Below are 23,032 nucleotides of genomic sequence, written 5' to 3'. Positions count from 1 at the left end.
AAATAAGAAAAAAGGATGCCGCATGCACCCTTTAGTGTCACTATATTTCAATATATTATACTGACAGCCAACTGTCAATGATTTCCCGTTATTATAAGTCATTTAATGTCTTTTTAATATAAGAATAGACTTTGCCCAGTCGGTTAAGAACTTCCGGTATTCTGCCGGCATCGGTAACAGCGATATGTTCCAAACGTTTCCGATAAGCGCGGTAATCAGTTTCAAGCTGCTGTAAGTATTCATAAAGTTCTTTTACGGCAGGCTCAATAGTTGCAATATCCGACTCAACAATTGACCACTCACGGCCATTAATTTCAGCAGCGTCGCCATAACGCGGGATATATGTCGAATATCCCAAATTGCTTTCAATCATGCGGGCAAAAGGCTCTGACATATCATATTCGCCGTGAACAATGAAGATATTTGATGGTGTTTTCTTGAAATGGCCCAGCCAGTTTAGCAGTTGGTCCTGGTCTGCATGAGCCGAAAACCCGTCTATATTATGAATTTGAGCTTTTACGCTAATTTCCTCACCAATAATCTTAACTCGTCTGGCTCCCTCAATCAACCTCCGGCCCAAGCTGCCTTGCGCTTGATAACCTACAAATAAAACGCTTGATTCCGGTCGCCATAAATTATGCTTTAAATGATGTAGTATTCGTCCTGCATCGGCCATACCGCTGGCCGAAATGATAACTGCGGGTTCATCAAGACTGTTGAGAGCCTTAGACTCCTCCGCCGTTTTAGTAAAGATAAGATTTGGCATATCGAGCGGCCCCGCCTGATTGCGCAGCATTTCCAGGACCTCGCTGTCGAAATCTTGTGTGTTGTGCATAAAGATATCAGTAGCAGATATTGCTAGCGGGCTGTCGATTACGACTTTAATGTCAGGAATGATTCCCGCCTTTTGCAGTTTACTAATATAATATAGCACCGCCTGGGTTCGGCCTACCGCAAAGGAAGGAATAATTATATTGCCCCCCCGTGCAATTGTGTCATTGATAATCTCAGCAAACTTTTCCTCTTTATCATAATGCTCATGTTTTCTGTCACCATATGTGGATTCAGTAATAATATAGTCAGCCTCATCGACATAAGTTGGATCTTTAATGATTGGCTGGTCCGGCTGGCCAAGATCCCCCGAAAATAATAGTTTTGTTGTCTTGCCTTGTTCTGTTACCCATATCTCAATTACAGACGATCCTAGTATATGACCAGCATCCTGGAACCGTACAGTTATGCTAGGAGAAAGAACCAATTCAGTATTGTAGGCAACAGGCTTAAATTGTGTCAAACATGAGTAAGCATCATCAAGAGTATAGATAGGTTCGAGTGGGATTTTGCCAGCCCGTTGACCTTTACGATTGGCTAATTGAGCATCATATTCTTGAATATGCGCGCTATCCGCGAGCATTATACGGCAAAGTTCCGTAGTTACTTTTGTTGCATAAATTGGACCTTTAAAGCCTTCTTTACAAAGTTTTGGTAACAGCCCACTATGGTCAATATGAGCATGACTTAACAAAACTCCGGTAACTGATGTCGGATCATATAAAAACGGTCGGCGATTAAGCGCGCTGATTGCCTTTGATCCCTGAAACATCCCACAATCTATTAATATCTTATCCTCTCCTACCTCTAGTAAAAAGGACGAGCCAGTTACCATTCTGGCGGCTCCTAAAAAAGTTAAACGCATAATATACCCTCCCTGTGAACTATAACTAATCCTTAAGATGTCTATAGTCTTAAATTACCATTCGACAGAAAATTCCAAATACCTCCCCGGTCCATTAACACTTACAAAAGAAAACAGTACGGGCTTTGCCCCGTACTGCTTTATCATCTTATCCCTCGCCCAAAATCCGTACTTCGGGCTGCAGATCTATCCCATAAATATCGTGTACCCTACTTTGAACCTCTTTGATAAGAGTCAAAACATCATTTGCCGTTGCTCCGCCGGTATTTACAATAAAACCGGCATGTTTAGTTGAAACTTGCGCCCCACCTACAGTTAAACCTTTTAGTCCCGCCTGATCTATAAGTGTACCGGCATAGTACCCTGGCGGACGTTTGAATGTACTGCCAGCGCTTGGTAACTCGACCGGCTGTTTTGTCTGACGCCTGTTGATATACTCGGTCATTTTACTGCGAATTATATCAGGTTCGCCTTCTTCCAAAGTCAATTCCACTTCACAAATTGTACAGCCGTTATCTTGAAACACACTATGACGATAAGAAAATTTACTATCTTCGTTGCTGAACCTGCGGATCTTGCCATTTTCACATACACAAGCGACAGCTGATACTACACAGCTCATCTCACCCTCATACGCTCCGGCATTCATAAATACCGCCCCGCCGACACTGCCCGGAATACCGACAGCAAACTCCATTCCAGTCAGTTTATTGTCCGCAGCATATCTTGATACACTGGCAAGCATTGCGCCGGCGCCGGCAATAATAGTTGAATCCTTATGCCTTATATAGCCCATGTCTCTGCCGAACTTCAGCACAATACCTCGAATCCCTTTGTCAAGTACAAGTACATTCGAACCATTACCAAAAGTAACCACTGGTACTTTATATTCTTTAGCAATGTCAAGGATAGCAGCTACCTCAGCAATTGTGGCAGGCATAGCAAGGAAGTCAGCCGGTCCGCCAATTTTAAAGGTTGTATGCCGCGACATTGGCTCATTAATAAGCAGCCTATGTTCTGGAATTATAAGTCCTAATTTTGTTATAAAATCATTAGACCAATCATTCTTTAGCAAATAAATCCAGTCCTTCGGCGACAGATTCGCCAATTATTTTATACACATCGGCCATAATTCGCTGAAAGCGCATGTGGGCTTGTAAAAAATCACGTGCTTTAGCGTTATAAGCAATTAAATCGTACATTTGTTGAATTTGTTCACTTTTCGCTTTATCTTCAGGCTTTCCGGACATTATTTCATATTCTATTTCCATTTGTTTTAGTATAAAGTCTTTTACCATTTTTTTGGCTTGTTCATCATTGTCTATAGCTTGTTTAGCTACTAAGAAAGATCGGTATTCGTCTGAACTTTTTAAGGCCTTTGCAAGCTCATGCGCTTTGTCATATATATTCACAAAAATCCCCCATTCCACACCACATATATTATGCGAGATACTTTAATTAAATTCATTTTTCGGCTTCAAACAGGACTAAATAATCATATTTTGAAAACCTACGACGCTTATTTATTCAATAATGCTAAATACAAGTCCTGCATTTTTTTTGCATCGACGGCTTGGGTTCCGGCAGATTCGCAGATAATACGTGGCGTAAAACCACGATTAACACATACTTCTATTAAAGGTTCATGAGGCGGGCCAAAAGGATCGTCGAACGTCCAATGTCGTTTCTCGCCAGCTTTTGTGTACTCAATTCGGCTAAAATGAATATGTAGATTTTTGGCTGTATCAGTCCCCAACTGCTCTCCAACCTTATCAAATACAAACTCAAATTCTTGGCTTGTGGTATACATCCCTCCGGTTACTGAATGGAGATGACCAAAATCTACAGTCGGTATAACCCAAGGAGACATTTTACAAAATTCCAAAACTTCTTCCAAGGAGCCTAACTGATTTTGCTTACCCATTGTTTCCGGAGCCAAAAATATCCCAGTTAAGCCTGCCTTTTCTATTTCATTCAATATCGCAGCAAATAGCCGCTTAGCTCTTAACATAGCGGCATTACGTTCTTGTTTTCCTCCGCCGATATGAAAGACAACCCGGTCAGCTCCCATCCATTTAGCAGCCTGCAAGGATTTTAAGAAATGCCGTTTAGTATTACTTGCGATTGTCTCATCTTCGGTTGCCAAACTTATATAGTACGGCGCATGGATGCTGAGCTTTACCCCAAATTGAGCAGCTTTAGCACCAATTTTTCGGGCTGTTTCTTCACGGATGTTTACACCACGGCTGCACTGATATTCATAAGCATTTAGACCTAATCCTGCCAGCCATTCCGGCATTTCAGCTGATGCCTTCTTTCCCGATTCATAAAAAGCATCTGGATTGCCGGCAGGCCCAAAATTAGCAATCATTCAATCACCCTATCCTCGCGCTATTTTTAAACCAGGAAACCCTACTTGACGTAATGCTTCATAAGCGACCACAGCTGCAGCATTAGATAAATTAAGCGATCGGGCTTCGGAAAACATTGGAATGCGGATACATCTTTCTTTATTAGCCTCCAACAAAGTTTGCGGTAAACCCGCTGTCTCTTTGCCAAATACTAATAGATCGCTGCTAGTATATTGAACATCAGTATAAAGCTTGCTGGCTTTCGTAGTATTGTAATAAAAATTATGACCCTGGTATAATTGTAGCACTTCATCGAAACAATCGTAGCAGTGTACCTTTACTAAGTGCCAATAATCTAAGCCTGCTCGTTTTAGATACTTATCTTCAATTGAAAATCCCAGCGGGCGTACTAGATGCAACTGTATATTCGTCGCCGCGCATAATCTGGCGATATTACCGGTATTACCTGGAATCTCAGGCTCGACAAGCACAATATGCAATATTAACACCTCGTTCCGTTATCTCATTTAACTTTTGCGGGAAAAACATACATCATAAAAGTCATAATAACTAACGTAACAATAACGCCAGTCGATTGGGCGTTGAGAATCCACAATCCTTTTCCGGCATTGCCGAATTGCAATAGAATTGTTACAGCAATTCCGGAAATTGCGCAAATAAAGGCAGCCGCAGTTGACGGCCGGCGTGAAAATAGCCCAAATAGCAAGGGTGCAGTTAGTGAAACTGACATCAGCGAGTAAAAAATAGATAAGGCCGTTATAATATTAGGCAGTATCAGGGCAATCACTACACCTGCCGCTCCGGCTACAAACGTCACCACTCTGCTGATCTTCAATAATGACTTATCGGAAATATTAGGATTTACAAAGGTTTTATACAAGTCCTTAGTAAATGAAGTAGTAACCATATATAATATAGCATCAGCAGCGCTTACTTCAGCTGAAAAAATTGCGGCCAAGGCTAGTGCTGATACCCAAAATGGCAATATCTCTTTTAACACCGTCGGTAAAGCTAATTCCCGGTCCGTCAAATCTGGAAAAATGGCAAAAGCACACATCCCCAAAACAACGGGAACCATAGCAAAAAGCAACTGTACAAAAGCGTTTAGTGCTGTACCTAATCTTACTGTGTGCTCGTCCTTAGCACCATAAACTTTACCGATAAGACCTGGTGATATAAAAAATGAGGGCGTTAGCATTAAGAAATAGCCGATAATCATGGTTAAACCCATGCCGGTATAGCTAAAATAACTATCAACATTAGATTGAGCGGCCATGTTTTGAGCAATCATGCTGTTCAACCCCTCCCAGCCACCAACATAGCTTAGTACAAAGGGAACAGCTAGCAAAAAGCCGAAAAACTTAACAATAATCTGAATAATATTAACAAAGGCTGCCGACAAAAGCCCCCCTGCACCGAAATACAACACCACAACTAAAGCAGCAAGCAATATGCCTGTGCTTTTATCCGTTCCGGCGACAACCCCCAGTATCCAAGCAATTCCCATTAACTGTCCGGCAAAAATGGCAAGTGATCCAACCGCTAATAACAAGGATATAAGGCCTCGAAAGTTTCGATTATAACGAAAATCAAGATAATCGCCTAAAGTGTATAAATTATACTTTTTTGCTATCCGCCAAATTGCCGGACCAACAACAACAGCTAAAATAAATGATCCTAACGCTGAAGCGCCAATCCACCACCATGCGGAAACCCCGAATTTATAACCCAACCCGGCTACTCCAACAGTACTTCCGCCCCCTATATTGGGAGCAATAAGGGTTGTAAAAAGCAATGCCGGACCGAGCTTACGACCAGCAACAAAAAAATCTGATGCTCCTTTGACCCGACGGGTTACAATGAAACCAACAGCAATCAAAATTAGCGCATATATAACAATTGACAATAAATAAGCATTCACAGTATTTCCCCTTCGTAGACACCTTCAGCCTGTCCATATTATTCATATTCGACGTCTTAAATATTACAGCAGACCTTACCCAATTAAGCGACTATCGGACTCCAAAAAACAATTATATATCATAAGGCGGTTTTTTCCAACATTTATACTTAGATCGGCAGTTTTTTATCTGCTTATTTGTCGGATAGCATTCTGACAGCAACTCTGCTTAGCACTTCGACCCCGAGCTTTAACCCTTGCTCATCGATATCGTATTTAGGATGATGCTGTGGATATATTATTCCTTTTTCAGCGTTGCCTACACCGACAAAGATTAATACGCCAGTCACCTGCTGCTGATATAAAGAAAAATCCTCTCCGACCATTGACGGTTTTATTTCAAGCACATTTTCTTTGCCCACAGTCTCACTGGCTGCGTTAGCCGCAAGTTTGGCCAAAGCAGCATCATTAATTACCGGAGGATACCCAAAAACTTTTTTAATTGAAAATTGAGCGCCTGCTGCTTGGCAAATACCTTGAGTTATTTGCTCTATTCGTTTAAAAGCTTTTTGTCTTGTTTCTTCGTTGAAGGTTCTTACCGTACCTCTTATCACAGCGGTATCAGCAACAATGTTTGGCATGTCGCCAGATCTTAAAACTCCAACTGATAACACCGCAGGTTCCAGAGGGTCAATATTACGGCTGACTATAGAATTTAGCGCCACCACCACTTGCGCCGCCGTAAATAAGGCATCGATAGTTTGCTGTGGCATTCCACCGTGTCCGCCACTGCCACTTATATTTATGGTAAACTCATCAGGCGAAGCCATTACGGCTCCCGGTGAGACACCAATTGTTCCAACCCTTAACGGCTGCCAAAGATGCAACGCCGCAATAGAGTCCACCCCGGAAAGAGCACCTTCTTCAATCATTTTGGCTGCACCGCCTGGAAACACCTCCTCGCTCGGCTGAAATAACAACCTGATATTACCGGCAAAATCCTGTTTTAACTGTAATAGTACCTGAGCCGCCCCTAATAGGATTGCTATATGCCCGTCATGACCACAAGCGTGACAAACCCCTGCGTTTACCGACTGATAAGCTTTCCCACAATTATCAACAAGCTCCAAGGCATCAATATCAGCTCTCAAAGCAACTGTCCTGCCAGGCTTATTACCCCTAATTTCAGCTATTATGCCAGTTCCAGCCGCCTTGTGATGTTCAATCCCCAGCCTGTCCAATTCGGCTAGAATTCTCTGTTGAGTCTTAAATTCTTGTCCGCTGAGCTCAGGGTATTTATGAAAGTGCCGTCTAAATCCCACTACTACTTCATGGCAATTTGATGTTAATTCTTTTATTTCCATTACAATCCGCCTCTCTATCTGTATATAATATAATTAACATATCAAGTTATTATTACCGCTGCAAGATTTAATCAGTTTTAATATTATATCTAAAAAAGAGAGCAGCCACCAATTAAGGTGGCTGCAGGTTATCTATTCGTCTTCTGGGCGCTTATTCTTGTAGTGCTTTTTGTGATGGTTATAATTATCATCACAATCATCCTCAAAGTCTTGATCAGGTGCCAGGCCTGTAACATCAGCAAATGTATGGCAATGTCTATCATCATAACTTGTTTTGCCATTATAGTAATGCGTATGTGTCCCGTCCGGCATTTCTATTGCTGGGCCTGTCATTACATCGTACATATGCCAATGACCATTATTATCTTCAGATAAGTATGAAGTTCTGCCGCGGAGACGATGTACATGTGACGCTCCATATTCACGAGCCGGACTGCTTACCCCTAGCATAGTATGCTGATGCTCGTCAGCTACATTTGTTTCGTTTAAAAATGTATGCACATGCATATATCTTTCGGCCTCGTTGCTGACATTCGCCTTTCTTTCCTCGTCATTGACCATTACTGCATTCCCCCTTTAACATTTACTATAATTTATGTTAAAAAGCGAGAATTGGTGACTTCGCAATTGTAGTGAATAAATTACAATTTAGTAAAACTCCAGCCGGTTTTTTTATACCCTTTTTGACAAAAATAATATATACCCCGTCCATGGCCTCTTGGTTAATTTAGCCAGTTTTGCCTGGACTGTCGTAGTATTAAGAAAAACTTGATAAGCAGGTGCATAAGTGAAGCGTTTTACCTTTGTAGTGCTTGTATTTGCCCTTTTACTATACATTCTCGAAAACACTTCCATTGCGGGGCTGCATAAATATAAACCTACACTTACAGCCGACTTAGTAAGTAACGAATATATCCTTTCCTGGCCCAGAATTCCATATATAGCATATTATGAAGTCGAGGTGTTAAGTAAGCCATCAGACGACGCTTATAATCCCTCGGCATTACAATCCATTATTAAATACCGTACATGGAAAAACAATATAACTATTGATAAAAACTTCCCTTTCCGAACATATTGGCGTGTATCAGCACAAGGCCTATTTCAACGTCCTCTTGGCTATTATTCTGATTCAATAAACTTATCGCAAATCATGGGTATATCTGCCGAAGATTTCTATAATATAAAGCCTATCCCTATTTCAAATTATGATATTGATAATCCCGCCTCCGAGAAATCAATGCTTACATGGTCAAAAGTCGAAGGTGCGGTTTCTTACGAAATAGAAATCTTAAGTAATCCTCCCGAAAATCCTAATACAACAATCCCCTCCCGTTACCGTATTCACAGCACGCAGCAAATTTTTACAAATGGCTATAATGCTAATTTTTCAAAATATGCTAATCCAACGGTCTACTGGCGGGTGCGAGCCTTGGATTACGACGGTAACCCGCTCGGGGTTTATTCGGATGCCACTGAAATATATATTGAGCATAATTTAAATCTTCCGCTTAAGCCACTTATTAATAGTGACATCAATAAAGACGGCAGACCTGCTCCGCTATACCCAGTTTACTCTTGGATCCCGATATCAGGAGCAGTCAGCTATGAAGTCGAGTTAACAAATGCTCCGCCGGAAAACCCTAATAGCACTAACCCGTCGAAATTTCGAATCTGGAGTAAAGAAGTAGTCGGAAGCTCTAATTGTTATGACAATCAGCCCCGCATCACCCCAGGCGTTTATTTCTGGCGTGTGCGGGGACTAGACATGTTTGGCAACCCTGTTGGTGTATACTCTGATGCTCATCAATTCACCGTTGACCTTAGTCACGGCAGCTATATCGCTACCTTTGGTGATAGTATTACGCATGGCGGAGGTGCAATTTCGTATTCACCAGCTGATTGGGAATATAGTTACCAAATCTATTTGCAATTTACTGCCACTAATCTAGGAAGGAGCGGGGACACTTCGGAGTCAATGGTTGAACGGTTCGATAGAGATGTCTTACCCTACCAGCCAAAATTTTTACTAATACTAGGCGGTACTAACAGTTTACGTAGTGGTACTACCGCACTACAAGTTATCAAAAATCTTACTGTTATCCGCGAAAAATGCCTCATCAACGGGATACGGCCAATTTTCTTAACATTACCTCCTATTAACCCCACTGCAATTGATCGGGCCTTCAACGAAGAAACTGCGCCGAATTGGCGGGAGCAATTTGATCTCGTAAATTCTTTTATCCGTCAGCAGCGTTACCATATCGTTCTTGATCCTTACTTTTGCAACGCTAACCGTGAACTTCCGGACCATTACGCCATTGATGGCTTACATCCCGATATTGAAGGAAAAAAGCTTATCGCCCAAATTATCAACGCTAATTGGTGGCGAGTAACGAGGTAACGATTAAGTCACGTCGTTGTTTAGCTTTGCTGAAAAACGTATGCAGCGCCTCGCGATCACTAGTTTGAGCCGCCGCAATCACTTCGCCCAGAAGATCTTGGAGCTTTCTTAAACCATCTGCAACGGCATCACAATTACTAACACAAATATCTGCCCATACATCAGCATCGGAGCCTGCAATACGGGTAGTGTCGCGAAACCCACCCCCTGCTAACTGCAAGCCTTCCGGCTCGCTAAGATGTTCAAGCAGGTTAACTAACGCTGCTGCCGTAACATGCGGCACATGACTAGTCATTGCGGCATACAAATCATGTTTCTCCATGTCCATCGTTGTTATTATAGCCCCTGTTAACGCTATCAATGATCTTATCATTCCTATCGCTGCAGGCGGCGTTTTTGGACTGCTTACAAGAATATAATATTTATTCATAAACAGTTCCTTGTCAGCAGCTGCAACGCCACTTCGTTCACTACCTGCCATAGGGTGACCGCCCACATAATTTACTCCTGGCGGAAGCATCTGCTCGATTTTTTCAAAAACAAATTGCTTAGTGCTGCCTACGTCAGTAAGCACAGCACCTTTTTTCATATACGGAGCTATACGCTCAACAATTGATAACATCTGCAACACTGGCGTACATAAGAATACGACATCCGCATCGTGCACAGCGTCAGCAAGATTACTTGAAATACGGTCAACAACTTTTCTTTCTAACGAAAGGTCTCTTACCTCAGGATTTATATCCCATCCGGATATAATACTTCCACCCTGCAATTTATCCTTAAACGCAAGCCCTATTGACCCGCCAATTAACCCTAACCCAATAATAGTAATATTTAGCATGCTCATGATAGCTTCTTCCCCATAGCTAAAGCAACATTATCAATATGGTCCATTAGTCCGGCAAAATTTTCAGGCGTGAGCGATTGCTGACCATCTGACAAAGCTTGGGCTGGATTGGGGTGAACTTCGATTATTAGGCCATCAGCGCCAGCAGCAATTGCTGCTTTTGACATAGGTTCGACTAGCTGCCATACTCCAGTGCCATGACTAGGATCAACAATAACCGGTAAATGGCTCATCGTTTTTACCATTGCTACTGCACTCAAATCAAGCGTGTTACGAGTACAGTCTTCAAAGGTTCTTATACCCCTTTCACACAAAATAACATTTTGATTACCCTCACACAATATATACTCGGCGGCGTTTAACCATTCATTAACGGTTGCTGATAAGCCACGTTTTAGAAGAATGGGTTTATCAATTCTTCCTACTGTACGAAGCAAATGGAAATTCTGCATATTTCGAGAGCCGATTTGCAGAACATCAGCATACTTACTTACCAAAGGCACCGCTTCAGCGTCCATAACTTCAGTTACAATCTTTAAACCAGTCTGCTCACGTGCTTCAGCTAGTAACTTTAAGCCGTACTCCTCTAGACCCTGGAAAGAATACGGCGAAGTTCGAGGTTTGAATGCCCCGCCGCGCAGAAATTGCGCGCCGGCATTACTAACAGCTCGAGCTGACAGAAGCAGTTGGTCCCTGCTTTCCACCGCGCACGGCCCAGCCATAACTGCAACCTTATCACTGCCGATTTTTACCCCTCCTACATCAACTACAGTATCTTGTTGTTTAAAATCACGACTTACCATCATCACCATGCTACCATCCTCCTGCTTTCATATGAAAATGCAAAAAATCCCGTCCCTGAACAGGGACGGGATTTAACTACCCGTGGTACCACCCTGCTTGCATTGCTATGCAAGCCGCTTATTTCAGGTACGGGACTTCTCTATCCGATACCCTAGCCCTGTAACGGTGGCATTCCGGCGCAGTCTACTAAACTCTTCAACCTGCATCTCATGGGTGTATTTCAACCAACGCCTTTACCGAGTCTCACCAACCCTCGGCTCTCTGAAAAAAACGTTTGATTTACTTCTCCCAATCATTGACTTTTTGATATCATTTTATTTAGTTATCAGTTTAAATTAAATAATACTCGTTGTCAAGTATTATTTTTAGATCTTAGAGAAATTATTCTAAAATTCTATTTGGGCTTATAATCTGCCAAATAGACTTAGTTTATCACCATCGTGAAGAATTTGGTTAAGGCTGCCTTTCTGATTGTTTACAATAATTATTGAAACCGCATCTTTATCAATATCAAGTTCATCAAGCAGTTCTCCGACAGATATGTCGCCAAGAACATCAACCGTCACAATACCGCTCGGACTGGAAGGCAAATAGTTTCTCAATGAATCATATAAGTGAATTTCTATTACCATAACACCCTCCCCGAAATTAAAAACTGAATTAAGTCATAGGTATATACTTTTATATCTAACAAAAGGAATATTCTCCTTGCTTCCAAAATATTCCTTCTGAAAATAATTGTATAAAAAAAAAGACCTTTAAAAGGTCATGCAAAGACATTAATTAACTCGCTATTTATGTTTCGCCACCATGTTGTTTTATAAGTTCCGCTACTTCCTCTACTTTTTCTTCCGGCACAAAAATGACCATCGTAAAAGCATACCCGCCTGCTAGACCATAACCGCGACCACTATAGCCGCTAACGGACGGATCAGAGCCCATTAATATGCGGGCAGAATTATTTTCATCATCTGGCGTATCAGCTGAAAACACCGTCAGTCCCGTTAATGTCTCGGTATAATTCGATGATAAAGAGTCCTGCATATTGGCATCAAGCGAAACACCAAACCGACTGTTTCTTTTTACATGAACATCGCTAACTCCTTTTGAATATAAGGCATTCACAACTTCTTCTGCTTTGGTGCTCGACGGAAATTGCGCGATAATCGTCCTTTCCTGAGCCATTATAAAACCTCCTTTTCATCTATATTTTCAACAAGGAAAGCATAATAAATCCCTATGAAAAAGAGGTAGAGAAGACAAAAATTGAAAAGGAATGTAACCCAGCTCCAACGAATAATATTAGGTAATTTCTGGCTAAGCTATAATCAATAATTTAAAATGGAGGTTTGCTATGAGTAGATTGAGGTTTTTGGGTCACGCTTGTTTTCACTTGGAAAATAACGACACCGCGCTATTATTTGATCCTTTTTTATCGGCTAATCCTTTTCAAAAAGCCCAGCCTTCTCAAATTAGTTGCAACTATATTCTTGTATCTCACGCCCATTTCGATCACCTGGGCGATACTGTTGATATTGCAAAACGAACATCAGCCACTGTTATCTCAACAGCTGAAATAGCCTATCTCTGCGAAAAAGAGGGCTGTAAAGTTCATGCCATGCATATTGGCGGCAAGCATAAATTTAGCTTTGGATATGTTAGAATAACCCCTGCATTTCATGGTGCAGGAGTAGAAGGCGGACATGCTTGCGGGTTTATCGTCAATTTTAATGGCAAAAACATTTATTTTTCCGGCGATACCAGCCTATTTGGTGATATGGAGCTTTTGGGGCACTTAGAAACAATTGATTATGCCTTACTTCCGATTGGCGATAACTTCACTATGGGACCAGAAGATGCTGTTGAGGCGGTTAATCTACTGAAGCCTAAAGCAGTCATTCCCATGCACTATAACACATGGCCGCTCATAGCACAGTCGCCGGAACACTTTAAAAATACCGTAGAAAACAAGCTTAACATCCCGGTACACGTTCTCCAGCCAGGAGAATCATTAGAAATTTAAATACCAAAAAGGGATTCCAGGAGTTACTCCTAGAATCCCTTTTTATTATACTTATGAAATTAAGTCTACTATATTTTCTTGATCATCGCAGTTTCGTCACAATTAGGAAATTTGGCGCAATTGATACACTCTTTCCATACCTTGTGCGGCAAAAGATCCTTTGATACCTCTTCAAACCCCAGTTTAGCGAAGAATCCCGGCTGATAGGTTAATGTAAATAATGTCCTCACGCCTAATTGCGTGGCTTCAGCAGTAAGAGTTTCAACAATATTTCGCCCGATACCAGCCTTAGTAATATGAGGGGCAACCGCTAGGGCTCTAATTTCAGCCAGTTCATCCCAGGTTAGGTGAAGGCTTCCGACACCCACTATTACCCCGTCGTTTTCGGCAACAACAAGGTCACGCAGCGTTTCATATAAGACATTTCGAGAACGTGATAACATTAATCCTTGGTCAGCATATTCATTGACTAGCTTGTGAACAGCCTCAACATCTTTAAAAGTAGCCTTGCGGTAGATCAAATCAACCCCTCCTCTCAGTATAATAATACAACGATGTTAATATTTATTCAATATTTTTCTGAGATTGATTCTTCACTTTAGAGCTTGGGCACATATCGGAAATTGGGCAATTTCCACATTCAGGATTTCGTGCTTTACATATCCTGCGACCATGCCATATTAGCCAGTGGTGAGCTGCAGCCCATTTCGCTTTAGGGATAGACTCCATAAGTCCGAGTTCAACTTGATCTGGTGTCTTGCCCTCTGCTAATCCTAATCGGTTGGACACTCTAAACACATGGGTATCAACTGCTATTGCCGGAATATTAAATAGTTGGCTTAAAATAACATTGGCCGTTTTACGCCCTACCCCTGGCAGTTTTATTAACTCCTCAAAACTGGCCGGTACCTCACTGTTATGCTCACGGCACAGTAACTCACATGTGGCTATTATATTCTTAGCTTTATTTCGATATAAGCCGCACCCCTTAATATAATCTTCGAGTCCGGCTTGGCCAAGCGCTAATATTTTAGTCGGAGTGTTATATTCGGCAAACAAGGACGCCGTTATTATATTCACGCGTTCATCTGTGCACTGTGCTGACAGTATAACAGCTATTAATAATTCAAACGGTGAACTATAAGCTAATGCTGTTGTTGTGTTTTTATAAGTTTCCTCCAACACGGCAAGTATCGCTTTTTTTCTCTTGCCTGAAATTTTCATACCATCCTCCTTATTATCTAGTACACATCTAGTTGGTCAAACTGCGAACTGGAGCAGGAATTCGTCCGCCGCGCGCAATAAATTTATCGGCCTTAAATTTATTTACCGCTAAAATGGGGCTATGACCTAAGAGCCCGCCAAACTCAACATTATCGCCAACTTCTTTTCCTGGAACAGGAATAATTCGAACTGCCGTTGTTTTATTATTAATCATGCCGATCGCTGCCTCATCAGCAATTATAGCCGAAATAGTGGCGGCGGTAGTATCGCCTGGGACTGCTATCATATCAAGCCCTACTGAACAAACACAAGTCATCGCCTCAAGCTTTTCCAAGGTCAAGCTGCCGCGCTCAACAGCGGCGATCATACCGGCGTCTTCACTCACTGGGATGAAGGCTCCGCTTAGCCCGCCAACATGGGAAGATGCCATAAGACCACCTTTTTTTACTGCATCATTGAGCATCGCTAAGGCAGCGGTTGTCCCTGGGGCACCGCAGCTTTCTAGTCCCATCTCTTCTAGAATAAACGCAACGCTGTCACCTACAGCTGGAGTCGGAGCAAGTGAAAGGTCAACAATACCAAAGGGCACCCCAAGACGGCGCGACGCTTCTTGTGCTACTAGCTGGCCTACTCTGGTAATTTTAAACGCCGTCGTTTTTATAGTCTCAGCAACGGTACTAAAATCACAGCCTTTGACTTCTTCTAACGCTCTTTTCACTACCCCCGGCCCGCTAACACCTACGTTGATTACAGTTTCAGGCTCACCTATCCCATGAAATGCGCCAGCCATAAACGGATTGTCCCCAGGTACATTCGCAAATACTACAAGTTTTGCACAGCCCAATGCATCCCGGTCGCGGGTAAGTTCCGCGGTCCGTTTGATAATCTCTCCCATCTCTCGAACACAGTCCATATTGATCCCGGTTTTAGTTGATGCCAAATTAACTGACGAACATACGCGTTCTGTAACAGCAAGAGCTTCCGGTATCGATTTAATCAGAACGCCGTCGCCCTTTGTATAGCCTTTTTCAACTAAAGCCGAAAAGCCACCAATAAAATTCACGCCTACTGCTTTGGCTGCTCTATCCAGAGTTTCTGCAATAGGTACATAGCTGTCGGTTTTTACAGCCTCGGCAGCAATGGCTATTGGTGTAACTGAAATACGTTTATTTATTATCGGAATTCCAAATTCCGACTCAATTTGTTCACCTGTATTCACAAGGTTTACTGCTGTCTTGGTAATTTTATCGTAGATATTATTGCAAAAACATTTAAGATCAGGGTGTCCGCAGTCTCTGAGACTAATACCGAGCGTAATTGTTCTAACGTCAAGTTTATTTTCTTCAATCATTCGATTGGTTTCAAATATATCAGAAATAGTAAACATAATATCCTCCTTGTTTTGGGCTATGGTTAAATTCTATGCATACTGCGGAATATACCCTCATGTTGAGCTTTCATTTGTAAACCCATTTGCTTTCCGGTCTCACCAAGCATTTGTTGTAGCGTTGCTAAATTAACCTTACTTTCAGTCATATCGGCAATCATTACCATGTTAAAAAAGCCATCTAGAATGGTTTGGTTAATCTTTAGAATATTAATATTGTTTTCAGCTAAAATTTTGCTAACTGCAGCAATTATACCTACGCGGTCTTGTCCAACAATTGTAACTACAACTTTCATATAATCACACTCCATATAATTATTGCTCTTAGATATGGCTAGTATAACCTAGCACTTTTTTTGTAAAACTTTGTTCTTCGACAAAAGACGTCTTATTCCTGCAGGAAGGCAAAAGAAAAAAAGCCTTTCGGCTTAAAAGTATATAATTACTTTCTGTGCAGCAAATATTCATAGGCCATAAGTGCCGCTTTTGACCCATCGCCTGCAGCTATTACAATCTGCTTGTCAGGACCATTGTTTACATCTCCAGCCGCAAAAAGTCCCGGTATCCCTGTGCTTGTTCGGCAATCGACTATTATTTCACGGTCTTTACTCATACCAACTATTCCCTCTGCAAATTCTGAATTTGGGTTTAGGCCAATTTCTATGAATACGCCTTGGACATCTAACTCTGTTATACGTTCATCTGCTGTACACTTTATAACAAGCCTTTCGACAAAGTCTTGACCATATATTCCCGCTACACTGTATCCTATTAGTTTTATGATGTTATTAGATTCATTCATCTTATCGATAACAATCGGATCAGCGATGAAGTTTCTACGAGCAACTAGATAGACTTTATTAGCTATGGCGCTTAATTCAATCGCCGCTTGCAGCGCGGAATTCCCACCGCCGATTACGGCAACATTTTTCCCGGCATATAATGGTCCATCACAAGTCGCGCAATAAGTTACACCCCGTCCAGTAAATTCTTCTTCACCGGGAACTTCAAGTCTCCGGGGACGCTTCCCTGAGCAAATTATAACGCATTTAGCTTGGTGTACATCAGCATCGGTCATTACTTTGAATGTCCCATCTTCATTCACTTGCAGCTTTGTAACTTCTTCATATTTAATATTTACTGAATAACGCCGCACTTGTTCTTCAAACTTGACCATTAATTCAGGCCCTGTAATAAACTGATATCCCATATAATTTTCAATATCCATAGTCCACATTGGCTGTCCGCCAAACTCTTTAGTTACAAGTAAAGTTTTCATTTTTTTACGGGCGGCGTATACTGATGCTGTCATGCCAGCCGGCCCGCCGCCAATAATTATTAAATCGTACACATCCCATACCCCCATTCCTCTGGTGGAATTACTATAGATTATGAAAGTAATACTTTTATTGTTCACACCATGAATCCAAGGGTAATGTAATTGACAGCGCAATCATTATCTGCTAGCATTTTTACAATAATGTTTTAAAGTGAGGGCTAAAAATGATTACACCAGAAGTAATAGCAAGAATTAATGAGCTCGCCAAAAAACAGCGAGAAAATAATCTGACGGAACAAGAACGTGAAGAACAAACTCGTTTACGCCGACTATATATTGATAATATAAAAAATCAGATAAAACACCAACTTGGCCCGATCGAGATATCTTCCCACAGCAAAGAGTGTTCATGCGGCTGCCATGCAAAACACTAAAGCGTCCGGTACCTCGTGGTATTCCGTCTGGCTTTTAACAGCTGGACATTTTCTTAGCGATTTTTATGCTAACTTTTTACCGCCGCTTTTGCCTGTGTTTATAAGCACCCTTGGGCTTTCTTTAACAAGCAGCGGTTTGCTGGTTATGGTTTACTCGCTGACCTCTAATGTTATTCAACCATTTTGCGGCTATTTAATTGATCGCCGAGGGTATGCTTGGACACTTCTGCTTACAATCCTAGTTAGCGCAATCTTTATTTGCCTATCGCCCTTAAGCCCCAATTTGCTGCTGCTTTATATTGGAGTAGCCTTTTCTGGGCTCGCGACCTCGTTCTTTCACCCTTTAGGCTCCAGTCTCATTGGTAAAGTAGCATTACCGGAAAATAAAGGCTTGGCAATGGCAATTTTCATAGGTGGCGGCAATCTAGGGTTCGCCTTAGCTCCGGCAGCAATTATTTATTACCTTGTTCAATATGGTACTAAGAATTTACCGTGGCTAATAATACCGGCCTTTCTACTAACTGCGGCATTCTATTTTGCCGGCATTCACCGGATTAACCTTGCATCCCTTGCAAGGGATAACGCTACGCAAGTATTACCTTGGTATAAAAACAGTGGCTTAATTAAACTTAATGCCGTTATGGCTCTACGCTCGTGGGCACAGGTATCGCTTTTGACTTTCCTACCTATTCTTTTAGCAATAAAAGGAGCAACAGCCACTTTCGCCGGCAGTATGCTGACGCTTTTCTTGATGGGCGGCGCTTTTGGCAGTTGTGTTGGCGGCTATATCGGCGATAAGCTAGGCCACAAGAAATGTGTGATAGGATCATTGATTATATGCATACCTGTTATGTATTTATTTTTAAATTATGACACATTTAATTGGATAGCTTGGTTGTTACTTATAGTTTGTGGCGCGGCCTTACAGAGCACTGTCCCCTCCTCAATCGTTTGGGCTCAGCGGATACTCCCAGGCAATGCCGCTATGACCTCCGGTATGATGTTAGGCCTTTCATTTGGCCTAGGTGGCGCCGGGGCGGCTTTGACCGGGGCAATTGCTGATAATTTTGGCTTGAATAGCGCATTGCTTTTGGCTATTATTCCTCTTATAATTGCTATCCCAGTTGCATGTTACGTTCCCTACCCCTCAGATCCAGTAAATCAAAATAATGAAATCTACCAAATCAAATAACACAGAAAGCCGGGGAAGCATCCCCGGCTTTCTGTGTTATTTAGGTTGATATGTTTCACAATCAGTATCAGGCGTCCGTGCCGCATTGGCCCCAGCCACTTTTATTTCTGATGCATGACACAAGTTGCCATTCTCCCAAAACTTACAATTGCTGACAAAGCATTCTACCGTAGGAGTAACTTGCGTACCATTAAGGAAAGCAGATGAAACCATACCGCCAACATTTACATTGTGAAGAGCACCGACCATATCACCAACCGTTTTACGATGATGAAATGCTTTGCACTGAGTATCAGCGGAGGTCGAGGATTTCCCTGTTGTTTCATCATTAAAAATACTAATTTTAGCAGCCATGCATTGATCGCCAGGCATATAATGTGTGCATTGGTCAACAGTACATTTTACAGTCGGATTAGCGTTTGCCATTATAAATGCACCCCCTGTTAATTCTTCATTAGACTAAACCTGTTTATAGTATGTGTTTACCTGCTCAATTTATCCGTTTCAAATAATAACAAAGGTCCAAGAGACTTTCATATCATAATGGCAAGCAGGGCAGTACACAAGATGAACACACCCTTGTTCAAAACTACTATGCGGAATTAAATCCCCTTCCATATAAGGACTATATGGCCCAAGATAATTTTGAAGTGCTCCTCCGTCAAGCATTTCATTGCCACAATGCGGGCAACTTTCATGAACTTCCTCCAAGGCATTACATATCGGACATACCTTTTCCATTATGCCACCTCACAAGTCTGCTGTAACGGATCTTCATTCGGGAGGCTCAAAATTCTTATCAGTTTGCTAAATTACTTACGATTAATATTCTGTGTCGGTCAATTGATATCTATTCGGCAAATTCTTTCGGCCTAATTTTAGTTATTGACTTTTAATTAGCCCTTTATAACTAACATTTCTATTGCAAATAATATAAATCACACGATTACAGGTAATAATACAAGCGTTCAACTGATTGTTTTTTAATGAGGTGTTTTAAATTGGAAACTAAAAGAATCAAGCCCAGTGTTTTGTATCATGTAGCAAAAGCTGCCTGGGAAGGTAACCTATTTGAACGCAGGGAAGAAATTTGTCAGGCAATAGAGAATGAATTTAAGGACAAAGTAAGCCGCCGCTATGTAGCCAATCAAATTAGAATTGCAATGGGACTTAATCCTCACTGATCAAATACTAGATTCTGATGATGAAGAGGTTCTCATGGGTATGAGCAATGAGCCTGTTGTAGTTGCTAATACCGCTGCCTGTGACCTATGTACCAACGCTGGGCATGAATGCGGCAAGGCCTGCGCTATGGGTGCTATAAGCCGTGACGCCGACGGCAGGATTAAAATTGATTATGATAAATGCCTGGGCGAAGGGCATTGTGTTACTATGTGTAAATTAGGTGCCCTTGCTGAAAAATCCCAATTTGTACCTCTTATCAATATTTTACGCCAACGATCAACCCCTGTTTATGCATCGGTAGCTCCTGCCTTCGCTGGCCAATTCGGCGACCAAGTTACTGCTGGTAAGTTGCGCTCAGCATTGCTCGCACTTGGGTTTACGGATATGATAGAAACTGCGCTGTTTGCTGATTTGATAACTATGAAAGAGGCTTTTGAGTTCGATGAAAAAGTCAAAACTAATGAAGATTTTATGCTTACTAGCTGCTGTTGCCCGGTCTGGATTAAACTGATTGAAAACAAGTATCCCGATCTTGTCCAACATATATCGCCTACTGTCTCACCAATGATTGCATCAGGACGAGTTTTGAAAGCATTAGAGCCTAACGCCAAAGTCGTTTTCATTGGACCGTGCGTTGCAAAAAAATCTGAAGCGCTTTTACCAGATCTAAGGGGAGCGATAGATTTCGTCTTAACCTTTCAGGAACTGTCAACGATTTTTGATGCTGCTGGTATTACACCTGCAGAGCTAGCAGATGATGAAAAACCAACAGCTTCATGGGCAGGACGTGTCTATGCCCATACTGGGGGTGTTAGCGCAGCAGTTGCTGAAACAATATCTCAGCTCATCCACCATCGGACGCAATCCTTTAATCCAGTTAAAGTCGATGGTATTCCTGATTGCCAAAAATTGCTTGCACAGATTAATAGCGGGCAAATTACGGCCAACTTCATTGAAGGAATGGCCTGTAAAGGAGGCTGTGTCGGAGGTCCAGGAAGGTTACTTCCGGCCGAAGAAGGTACGTTTCAAGTTCAGAGTTATGGGAACCAATCTCAAAACCGTACACCAGTTGAAAATCCACAAGTCTATGCTATATTAACAAAACTGGGCTACACCGAAACTATCCCTCAGCTTACAGGTAAAAGTCCTATCTCGGAGCTATTAGCAAGAAAGCTTACTAAATAGGTAAAAAATCCCTATTTAGCAGTGAAAACCTACCATAAAAAGCAATTACTAAATGTACCAATAGATTGACAAAACCTGTATATATCAACTATAATTAGATTGTTTTAGACCGGCCTGCGCGGTTTTTCTAAAATCTAAATTTTTTAGAAAATTTTCTTGCATACGGCAAACAGCAAATTTAATTCGCCTATTGGTATCATGTCTATCCGGACAACCTGAGCGACATTGTAATCTGCCCGTCTGCCATTTGCAATAAATACGCGTAAGCTTGGGTCATAGCTGCCTATATAATATTAAGGAGGTACATAATTCATGGCCAAGAAACCACTTAAAATTATGGAAACAGTGCTTCGTGACGGTCATCAGTCACTAGCTGCAACCCGTATGCGTATCACTGATATGCTCCCCCAATTGGAAGTACTTGACAATATGGGATACTGGGCTCTCGAAGCATGGGGCGGAGCTACTTTTGACAGCTGCCTGCGTTTCTTGAACGAAGATCCTTGGGAGCGCCTCAAAACTCTCCGTTCACACCTGAAGAAAACTCCTATCTCCATGCTGCTCAGAGGTCAGAATATCCTTGGTTACAACAACTATGCTGACGACGTTGTAGAAATGTTCGTTAAGAAAATGGTTGAGCATGGCATTGGCGTAATTCGTATATTCGACGCTCTAAACGACGTTCGTAACCTCGAAGTCGGCATTAAAGCAGGTAAAGCTGCAGGTGCTCACGTTCAAGGCGTTTGCGTATACACTATCAGCCCGTATCACACTACCGAGAGCTATCTGCAATTGGCTCACGATCTGGTTGACCGCGGTGTTGACTCCATTTGTATTAAAGACATGGCAGGTCTTATCTCGCCGTATGCTGCTTATGACTTGGTCAAAGCACTGAAAAACGATCCAAAAATCAAAGTGCCTATTCACTTACATTGCCACTATACCAGCGGCATGGCTTCAATGGCATACCTCAAAGCCGCTGAAGCTGGCGTTGACATCGTTGACTGTGCCCTTTCACCGTTTGCGCTTGGTACTTCCCAACCTTGTACCGAGTCTATCATCGCTGCTATGGAAGGCACTGACCGCGATACCGGCATTAAGAAAGAAGACCTTTATCCGGTTGCCGAGCACTTCACTGCTGTTAAAAAGTCCCTTGGACAAGACTTCGGTCTTAACACTGCTTTTGACGTCAGCACTAAAGTTCTTACCTTCCAAATCCCTGGCGGCATGCTCTCCAACCTGCGCAACCAGTTAAAAGAGCAAGGTATGGAAGACAAATACGGCGAGTTGCTTGATGAAATGCCACGCGTTCGTGCAGACCTTGGCTATCCTCCGCTCGTAACTCCTACCAGCCAAATTGTTGGCTCCATGGCTACCTTTAACGTAATGATGGGCGAGCGTTACAAAATCGTTCCTCGCGAAGTTAAAGACTTAGCTCGCGGCAAATATGGCCGTACTATCAGACCAGTAGCTGATGATGTACGCGAATTAATTATCGGAGACGAAGAAATTATATCCCATCGTCCTGCTGATGATATTCCGCCGCAATTGGATAAACTGAAAGCTGAACTGGCTGAAAAAGGTTATCCGAATGCTTCAATGGAGGACGTTCTGTCCTATGCATTGTTCCCTGAAGTTGCCCTCAACTTCTTTGCTAACAATCGCTAATAAAAAAGAAACCTGGCGTATGCCAGGTTTCTTTTTTATTCTTAGACATAGATCGTAACAGGTTT

The 23,032-nt window shown here is 42.1% G+C and carries 24 protein-coding genes, 1 pseudogene and 1 other annotated feature; of the genes and pseudogenes, 6 read left to right on the top strand and 19 right to left on the bottom strand.

Annotated elements, in window-relative coordinates:
• Positions 1-91: 91 nt before the first annotated feature.
• From GX348_00900 to GX348_00865, 8 genes are all read right to left on the bottom strand, one after another.
• A complete protein-coding gene (locus GX348_00900) occupies positions 92-1,696 on the bottom strand; it encodes an MBL fold metallo-hydrolase (GenBank protein NLP40755.1) in 1,605 nt (534 codons plus the stop codon).
• Between the two features lie 148 nt (positions 1,697-1,844).
• Positions 1,845-2,771, bottom strand: a complete 927-nt coding sequence (gene murB, locus GX348_00895; GenBank protein ID NLP40754.1) for a UDP-N-acetylmuramate dehydrogenase — start codon at positions 2,769-2,771, stop codon at positions 1,845-1,847.
• Positions 2,758-3,108, bottom strand: coding sequence for a YlbF family regulator (locus tag GX348_00890; GenBank protein ID NLP40753.1), 351 nt, complete (start codon positions 3,106-3,108; stop codon positions 2,758-2,760). Before GX348_00890 ends, murB begins: the two co-directional genes overlap by 14 nt.
• A gap of 107 nt (positions 3,109-3,215) precedes the next feature.
• Complete coding sequence (locus GX348_00885) at positions 3,216-4,067, bottom strand: TIM barrel protein (GenBank protein ID NLP40752.1); 852 nt, start codon at positions 4,065-4,067, stop codon at positions 3,216-3,218.
• A gap of 9 nt (positions 4,068-4,076) precedes the next feature.
• Positions 4,077-4,547, bottom strand: coding sequence for a tRNA (uridine(34)/cytosine(34)/5-carboxymethylaminomethyluridine(34)-2'-O)-methyltransferase TrmL (gene trmL, locus GX348_00880; protein ID NLP40751.1), 471 nt, complete (start codon positions 4,545-4,547; stop codon positions 4,077-4,079).
• A 23-nt stretch (positions 4,548-4,570) separates the two neighbouring features.
• Positions 4,571-5,989: a sodium:solute symporter family protein gene (locus GX348_00875; protein NLP40750.1), complete on the bottom strand. Its 1,419-nt coding sequence runs from the start codon at positions 5,987-5,989 to the stop codon at positions 4,571-4,573.
• A gap of 173 nt (positions 5,990-6,162) precedes the next feature.
• Entirely contained in the window at positions 6,163-7,332 is a 1,170-nt protein-coding gene (locus tag GX348_00870; protein ID NLP40749.1) for an amidohydrolase, read from the bottom strand.
• 132 nt (positions 7,333-7,464) lie between these two features.
• Positions 7,465-7,893, bottom strand: a complete 429-nt coding sequence (locus GX348_00865; protein ID NLP40748.1) for a hypothetical protein — start codon at positions 7,891-7,893, stop codon at positions 7,465-7,467.
• Positions 7,894-8,119: 226 nt separating this feature from the next.
• Here GX348_00865 and GX348_00860 point away from each other — a divergent pair, with 226 nt between their 5' ends.
• Positions 8,120-9,736, top strand: a complete 1,617-nt coding sequence (locus tag GX348_00860; protein NLP40747.1) for a GDSL family lipase — start codon at positions 8,120-8,122, stop codon at positions 9,734-9,736.
• On the opposite strand, the gene GX348_00855 is transcribed toward GX348_00860, so the two are convergent.
• The 4 genes from GX348_00855 to GX348_00840 all read right to left on the bottom strand — a co-directional run bounded on the left by GX348_00855 (position 9,711) and on the right by GX348_00840 (position 12,575).
• Entirely contained in the window at positions 9,711-10,586 is an 876-nt protein-coding gene (locus tag GX348_00855; protein ID NLP40746.1) for a prephenate dehydrogenase/arogenate dehydrogenase family protein, read from the bottom strand. The genes GX348_00860 and GX348_00855 overlap by 26 nt on opposite strands.
• The gene (aroF, locus tag GX348_00850; protein NLP40745.1) at positions 10,583-11,398 is read right to left on the bottom strand and encodes a 3-deoxy-7-phosphoheptulonate synthase; all 816 of its coding nucleotides are present in this window, start codon (positions 11,396-11,398) and stop codon (positions 10,583-10,585) included. Before aroF ends, GX348_00855 begins: the two co-directional genes overlap by 4 nt.
• 49 nt (positions 11,399-11,447) lie before the next feature.
• Positions 11,448-11,695, bottom strand: a binding site (T-box leader).
• Positions 11,696-11,794: 99 nt separating this feature from the next.
• Positions 11,795-12,022 carry a MoaD/ThiS family protein gene (locus tag GX348_00845; GenBank protein NLP40744.1) on the bottom strand — a complete coding sequence of 76 codons (228 nt, stop codon included), beginning with the start codon at positions 12,020-12,022 and terminating at the stop codon, positions 11,795-11,797.
• A gap of 163 nt (positions 12,023-12,185) precedes the next feature.
• The gene (locus tag GX348_00840) at positions 12,186-12,575 is read right to left on the bottom strand and encodes a hypothetical protein (protein NLP40743.1); all 390 of its coding nucleotides are present in this window, start codon (positions 12,573-12,575) and stop codon (positions 12,186-12,188) included.
• Between the two features lie 169 nt (positions 12,576-12,744).
• Here GX348_00840 and GX348_00835 point away from each other — a divergent pair, with 169 nt between their 5' ends.
• On the top strand, positions 12,745-13,413 hold the full coding sequence (locus tag GX348_00835; GenBank protein ID NLP40742.1) for a metal-dependent hydrolase: 669 nt from the start codon (positions 12,745-12,747) through the stop codon (positions 13,411-13,413).
• Positions 13,414-13,481: 68 nt separating this feature from the next.
• On the opposite strand, the gene GX348_00830 is transcribed toward GX348_00835, so the two are convergent.
• The 5 genes from GX348_00830 to GX348_00810 all read right to left on the bottom strand — a co-directional run bounded on the left by GX348_00830 (position 13,482) and on the right by GX348_00810 (position 17,375).
• The gene (locus tag GX348_00830) at positions 13,482-13,934 is read right to left on the bottom strand and encodes an N-acetyltransferase (GenBank protein ID NLP40741.1); all 453 of its coding nucleotides are present in this window, start codon (positions 13,932-13,934) and stop codon (positions 13,482-13,484) included.
• A gap of 43 nt (positions 13,935-13,977) precedes the next feature.
• Complete coding sequence (gene nth, locus GX348_00825; GenBank protein ID NLP40740.1) at positions 13,978-14,637, bottom strand: endonuclease III; 660 nt, start codon at positions 14,635-14,637, stop codon at positions 13,978-13,980.
• 28 nt (positions 14,638-14,665) lie between these two features.
• On the bottom strand, positions 14,666-16,024 hold the full coding sequence (locus tag GX348_00820) for a PFL family protein (GenBank protein NLP40739.1): 1,359 nt from the start codon (positions 16,022-16,024) through the stop codon (positions 14,666-14,668).
• A gap of 26 nt (positions 16,025-16,050) precedes the next feature.
• The gene (locus GX348_00815; protein ID NLP40738.1) at positions 16,051-16,320 is read right to left on the bottom strand and encodes an ACT domain-containing protein; all 270 of its coding nucleotides are present in this window, start codon (positions 16,318-16,320) and stop codon (positions 16,051-16,053) included.
• A 146-nt stretch (positions 16,321-16,466) separates the two neighbouring features.
• Entirely contained in the window at positions 16,467-17,375 is a 909-nt protein-coding gene (locus GX348_00810; GenBank protein NLP40737.1) for an FAD-dependent oxidoreductase, read from the bottom strand.
• Between the two features lie 152 nt (positions 17,376-17,527).
• Between GX348_00810 and GX348_00805 the strand changes: the two genes are divergently transcribed.
• The gene (locus GX348_00805; protein ID NLP40736.1) at positions 17,528-17,737 is read left to right on the top strand and encodes a DUF896 domain-containing protein; all 210 of its coding nucleotides are present in this window, start codon (positions 17,528-17,530) and stop codon (positions 17,735-17,737) included.
• Complete coding sequence (locus GX348_00800; protein ID NLP40735.1) at positions 17,724-18,929, top strand: MFS transporter; 1,206 nt, start codon at positions 17,724-17,726, stop codon at positions 18,927-18,929. Before GX348_00805 ends, GX348_00800 begins: the two co-directional genes overlap by 14 nt.
• Positions 18,930-18,965: 36 nt before the next feature.
• Here the strand turns inward: GX348_00800 and GX348_00795 are convergent, their stop codons facing one another.
• Positions 18,966-19,355, bottom strand: coding sequence for a DUF1540 domain-containing protein (locus GX348_00795; GenBank protein NLP40734.1), 390 nt, complete (start codon positions 19,353-19,355; stop codon positions 18,966-18,968).
• Between the two features lie 78 nt (positions 19,356-19,433).
• Entirely contained in the window at positions 19,434-19,670 is a 237-nt protein-coding gene (locus GX348_00790) for a hypothetical protein (protein ID NLP40733.1), read from the bottom strand.
• Positions 19,671-19,915: 245 nt separating this feature from the next.
• Between GX348_00790 and GX348_00785 the strand changes: the two are divergent.
• Together GX348_00785 and GX348_00780 are read left to right on the top strand one after the other, a co-directional pair.
• A pseudogene (locus GX348_00785) lies at positions 19,916-21,299 on the top strand (iron hydrogenase).
• A gap of 312 nt (positions 21,300-21,611) precedes the next feature.
• Positions 21,612-22,967: a pyruvate carboxylase subunit B gene (locus GX348_00780; protein ID NLP40732.1), complete on the top strand. Its 1,356-nt coding sequence runs from the start codon at positions 21,612-21,614 to the stop codon at positions 22,965-22,967.
• Positions 22,968-23,032 lie beyond the last annotated feature (65 nt).

Source organism: Veillonellaceae bacterium (assembly GCA_012523975.1).
Lineage (GTDB): Bacteria > Bacillota > Negativicutes > JAAYSF01 > JAAYSF01 > JAAYSF01.
Note: the sequence above shows the minus strand (reverse complement) of the source record. Positions and strands in the feature narration are given on the sequence as shown.

Coding starts and splice junctions, on each gene's coding strand:
- GX348_00900 (NLP40755.1), bottom strand. CDS start 1,696: ATGCGTTTAACTTTTTTAGGAGCCGCCAGAATGGTAACTGGCTCGTCC.
- GX348_00885 (NLP40752.1), bottom strand. CDS start 4,067: ATGATTGCTAATTTTGGGCCTGCCGGCAATCCAGATGCTTTTTATGAA.
- GX348_00870 (NLP40749.1), bottom strand. CDS start 7,332: ATGGAAATAAAAGAATTAACATCAAATTGCCATGAAGTAGTAGTGGGA.
- GX348_00865 (NLP40748.1), bottom strand. CDS start 7,893: ATGGTCAATGACGAGGAAAGAAAGGCGAATGTCAGCAACGAGGCCGAA.
- GX348_00855 (NLP40746.1), bottom strand. CDS start 10,586: ATGAGCATGCTAAATATTACTATTATTGGGTTAGGGTTAATTGGCGGG.
- aroF (NLP40745.1), bottom strand. CDS start 11,398: ATGGTGATGATGGTAAGTCGTGATTTTAAACAACAAGATACTGTAGTT.
- GX348_00845 (NLP40744.1), bottom strand. CDS start 12,022: ATGGTAATAGAAATTCACTTATATGATTCATTGAGAAACTATTTGCCT.
- GX348_00840 (NLP40743.1), bottom strand. CDS start 12,575: ATGGCTCAGGAAAGGACGATTATCGCGCAATTTCCGTCGAGCACCAAA.
- GX348_00835 (NLP40742.1), top strand. CDS start 12,745: ATGAGTAGATTGAGGTTTTTGGGTCACGCTTGTTTTCACTTGGAAAAT.
- nth (NLP40740.1), bottom strand. CDS start 14,637: ATGAAAATTTCAGGCAAGAGAAAAAAAGCGATACTTGCCGTGTTGGAG.
- GX348_00820 (NLP40739.1), bottom strand. CDS start 16,024: ATGTTTACTATTTCTGATATATTTGAAACCAATCGAATGATTGAAGAA.
- GX348_00815 (NLP40738.1), bottom strand. CDS start 16,320: ATGAAAGTTGTAGTTACAATTGTTGGACAAGACCGCGTAGGTATAATT.
- GX348_00805 (NLP40736.1), top strand. CDS start 17,528: ATGATTACACCAGAAGTAATAGCAAGAATTAATGAGCTCGCCAAAAAA.
- GX348_00800 (NLP40735.1), top strand. CDS start 17,724: ATGCAAAACACTAAAGCGTCCGGTACCTCGTGGTATTCCGTCTGGCTT.
- GX348_00795 (NLP40734.1), bottom strand. CDS start 19,355: ATGGCAAACGCTAATCCGACTGTAAAATGTACTGTTGACCAATGCACA.
- GX348_00790 (NLP40733.1), bottom strand. CDS start 19,670: ATGGAAAAGGTATGTCCGATATGTAATGCCTTGGAGGAAGTTCATGAA.
- GX348_00780 (NLP40732.1), top strand. CDS start 21,612: ATGGCCAAGAAACCACTTAAAATTATGGAAACAGTGCTTCGTGACGGT.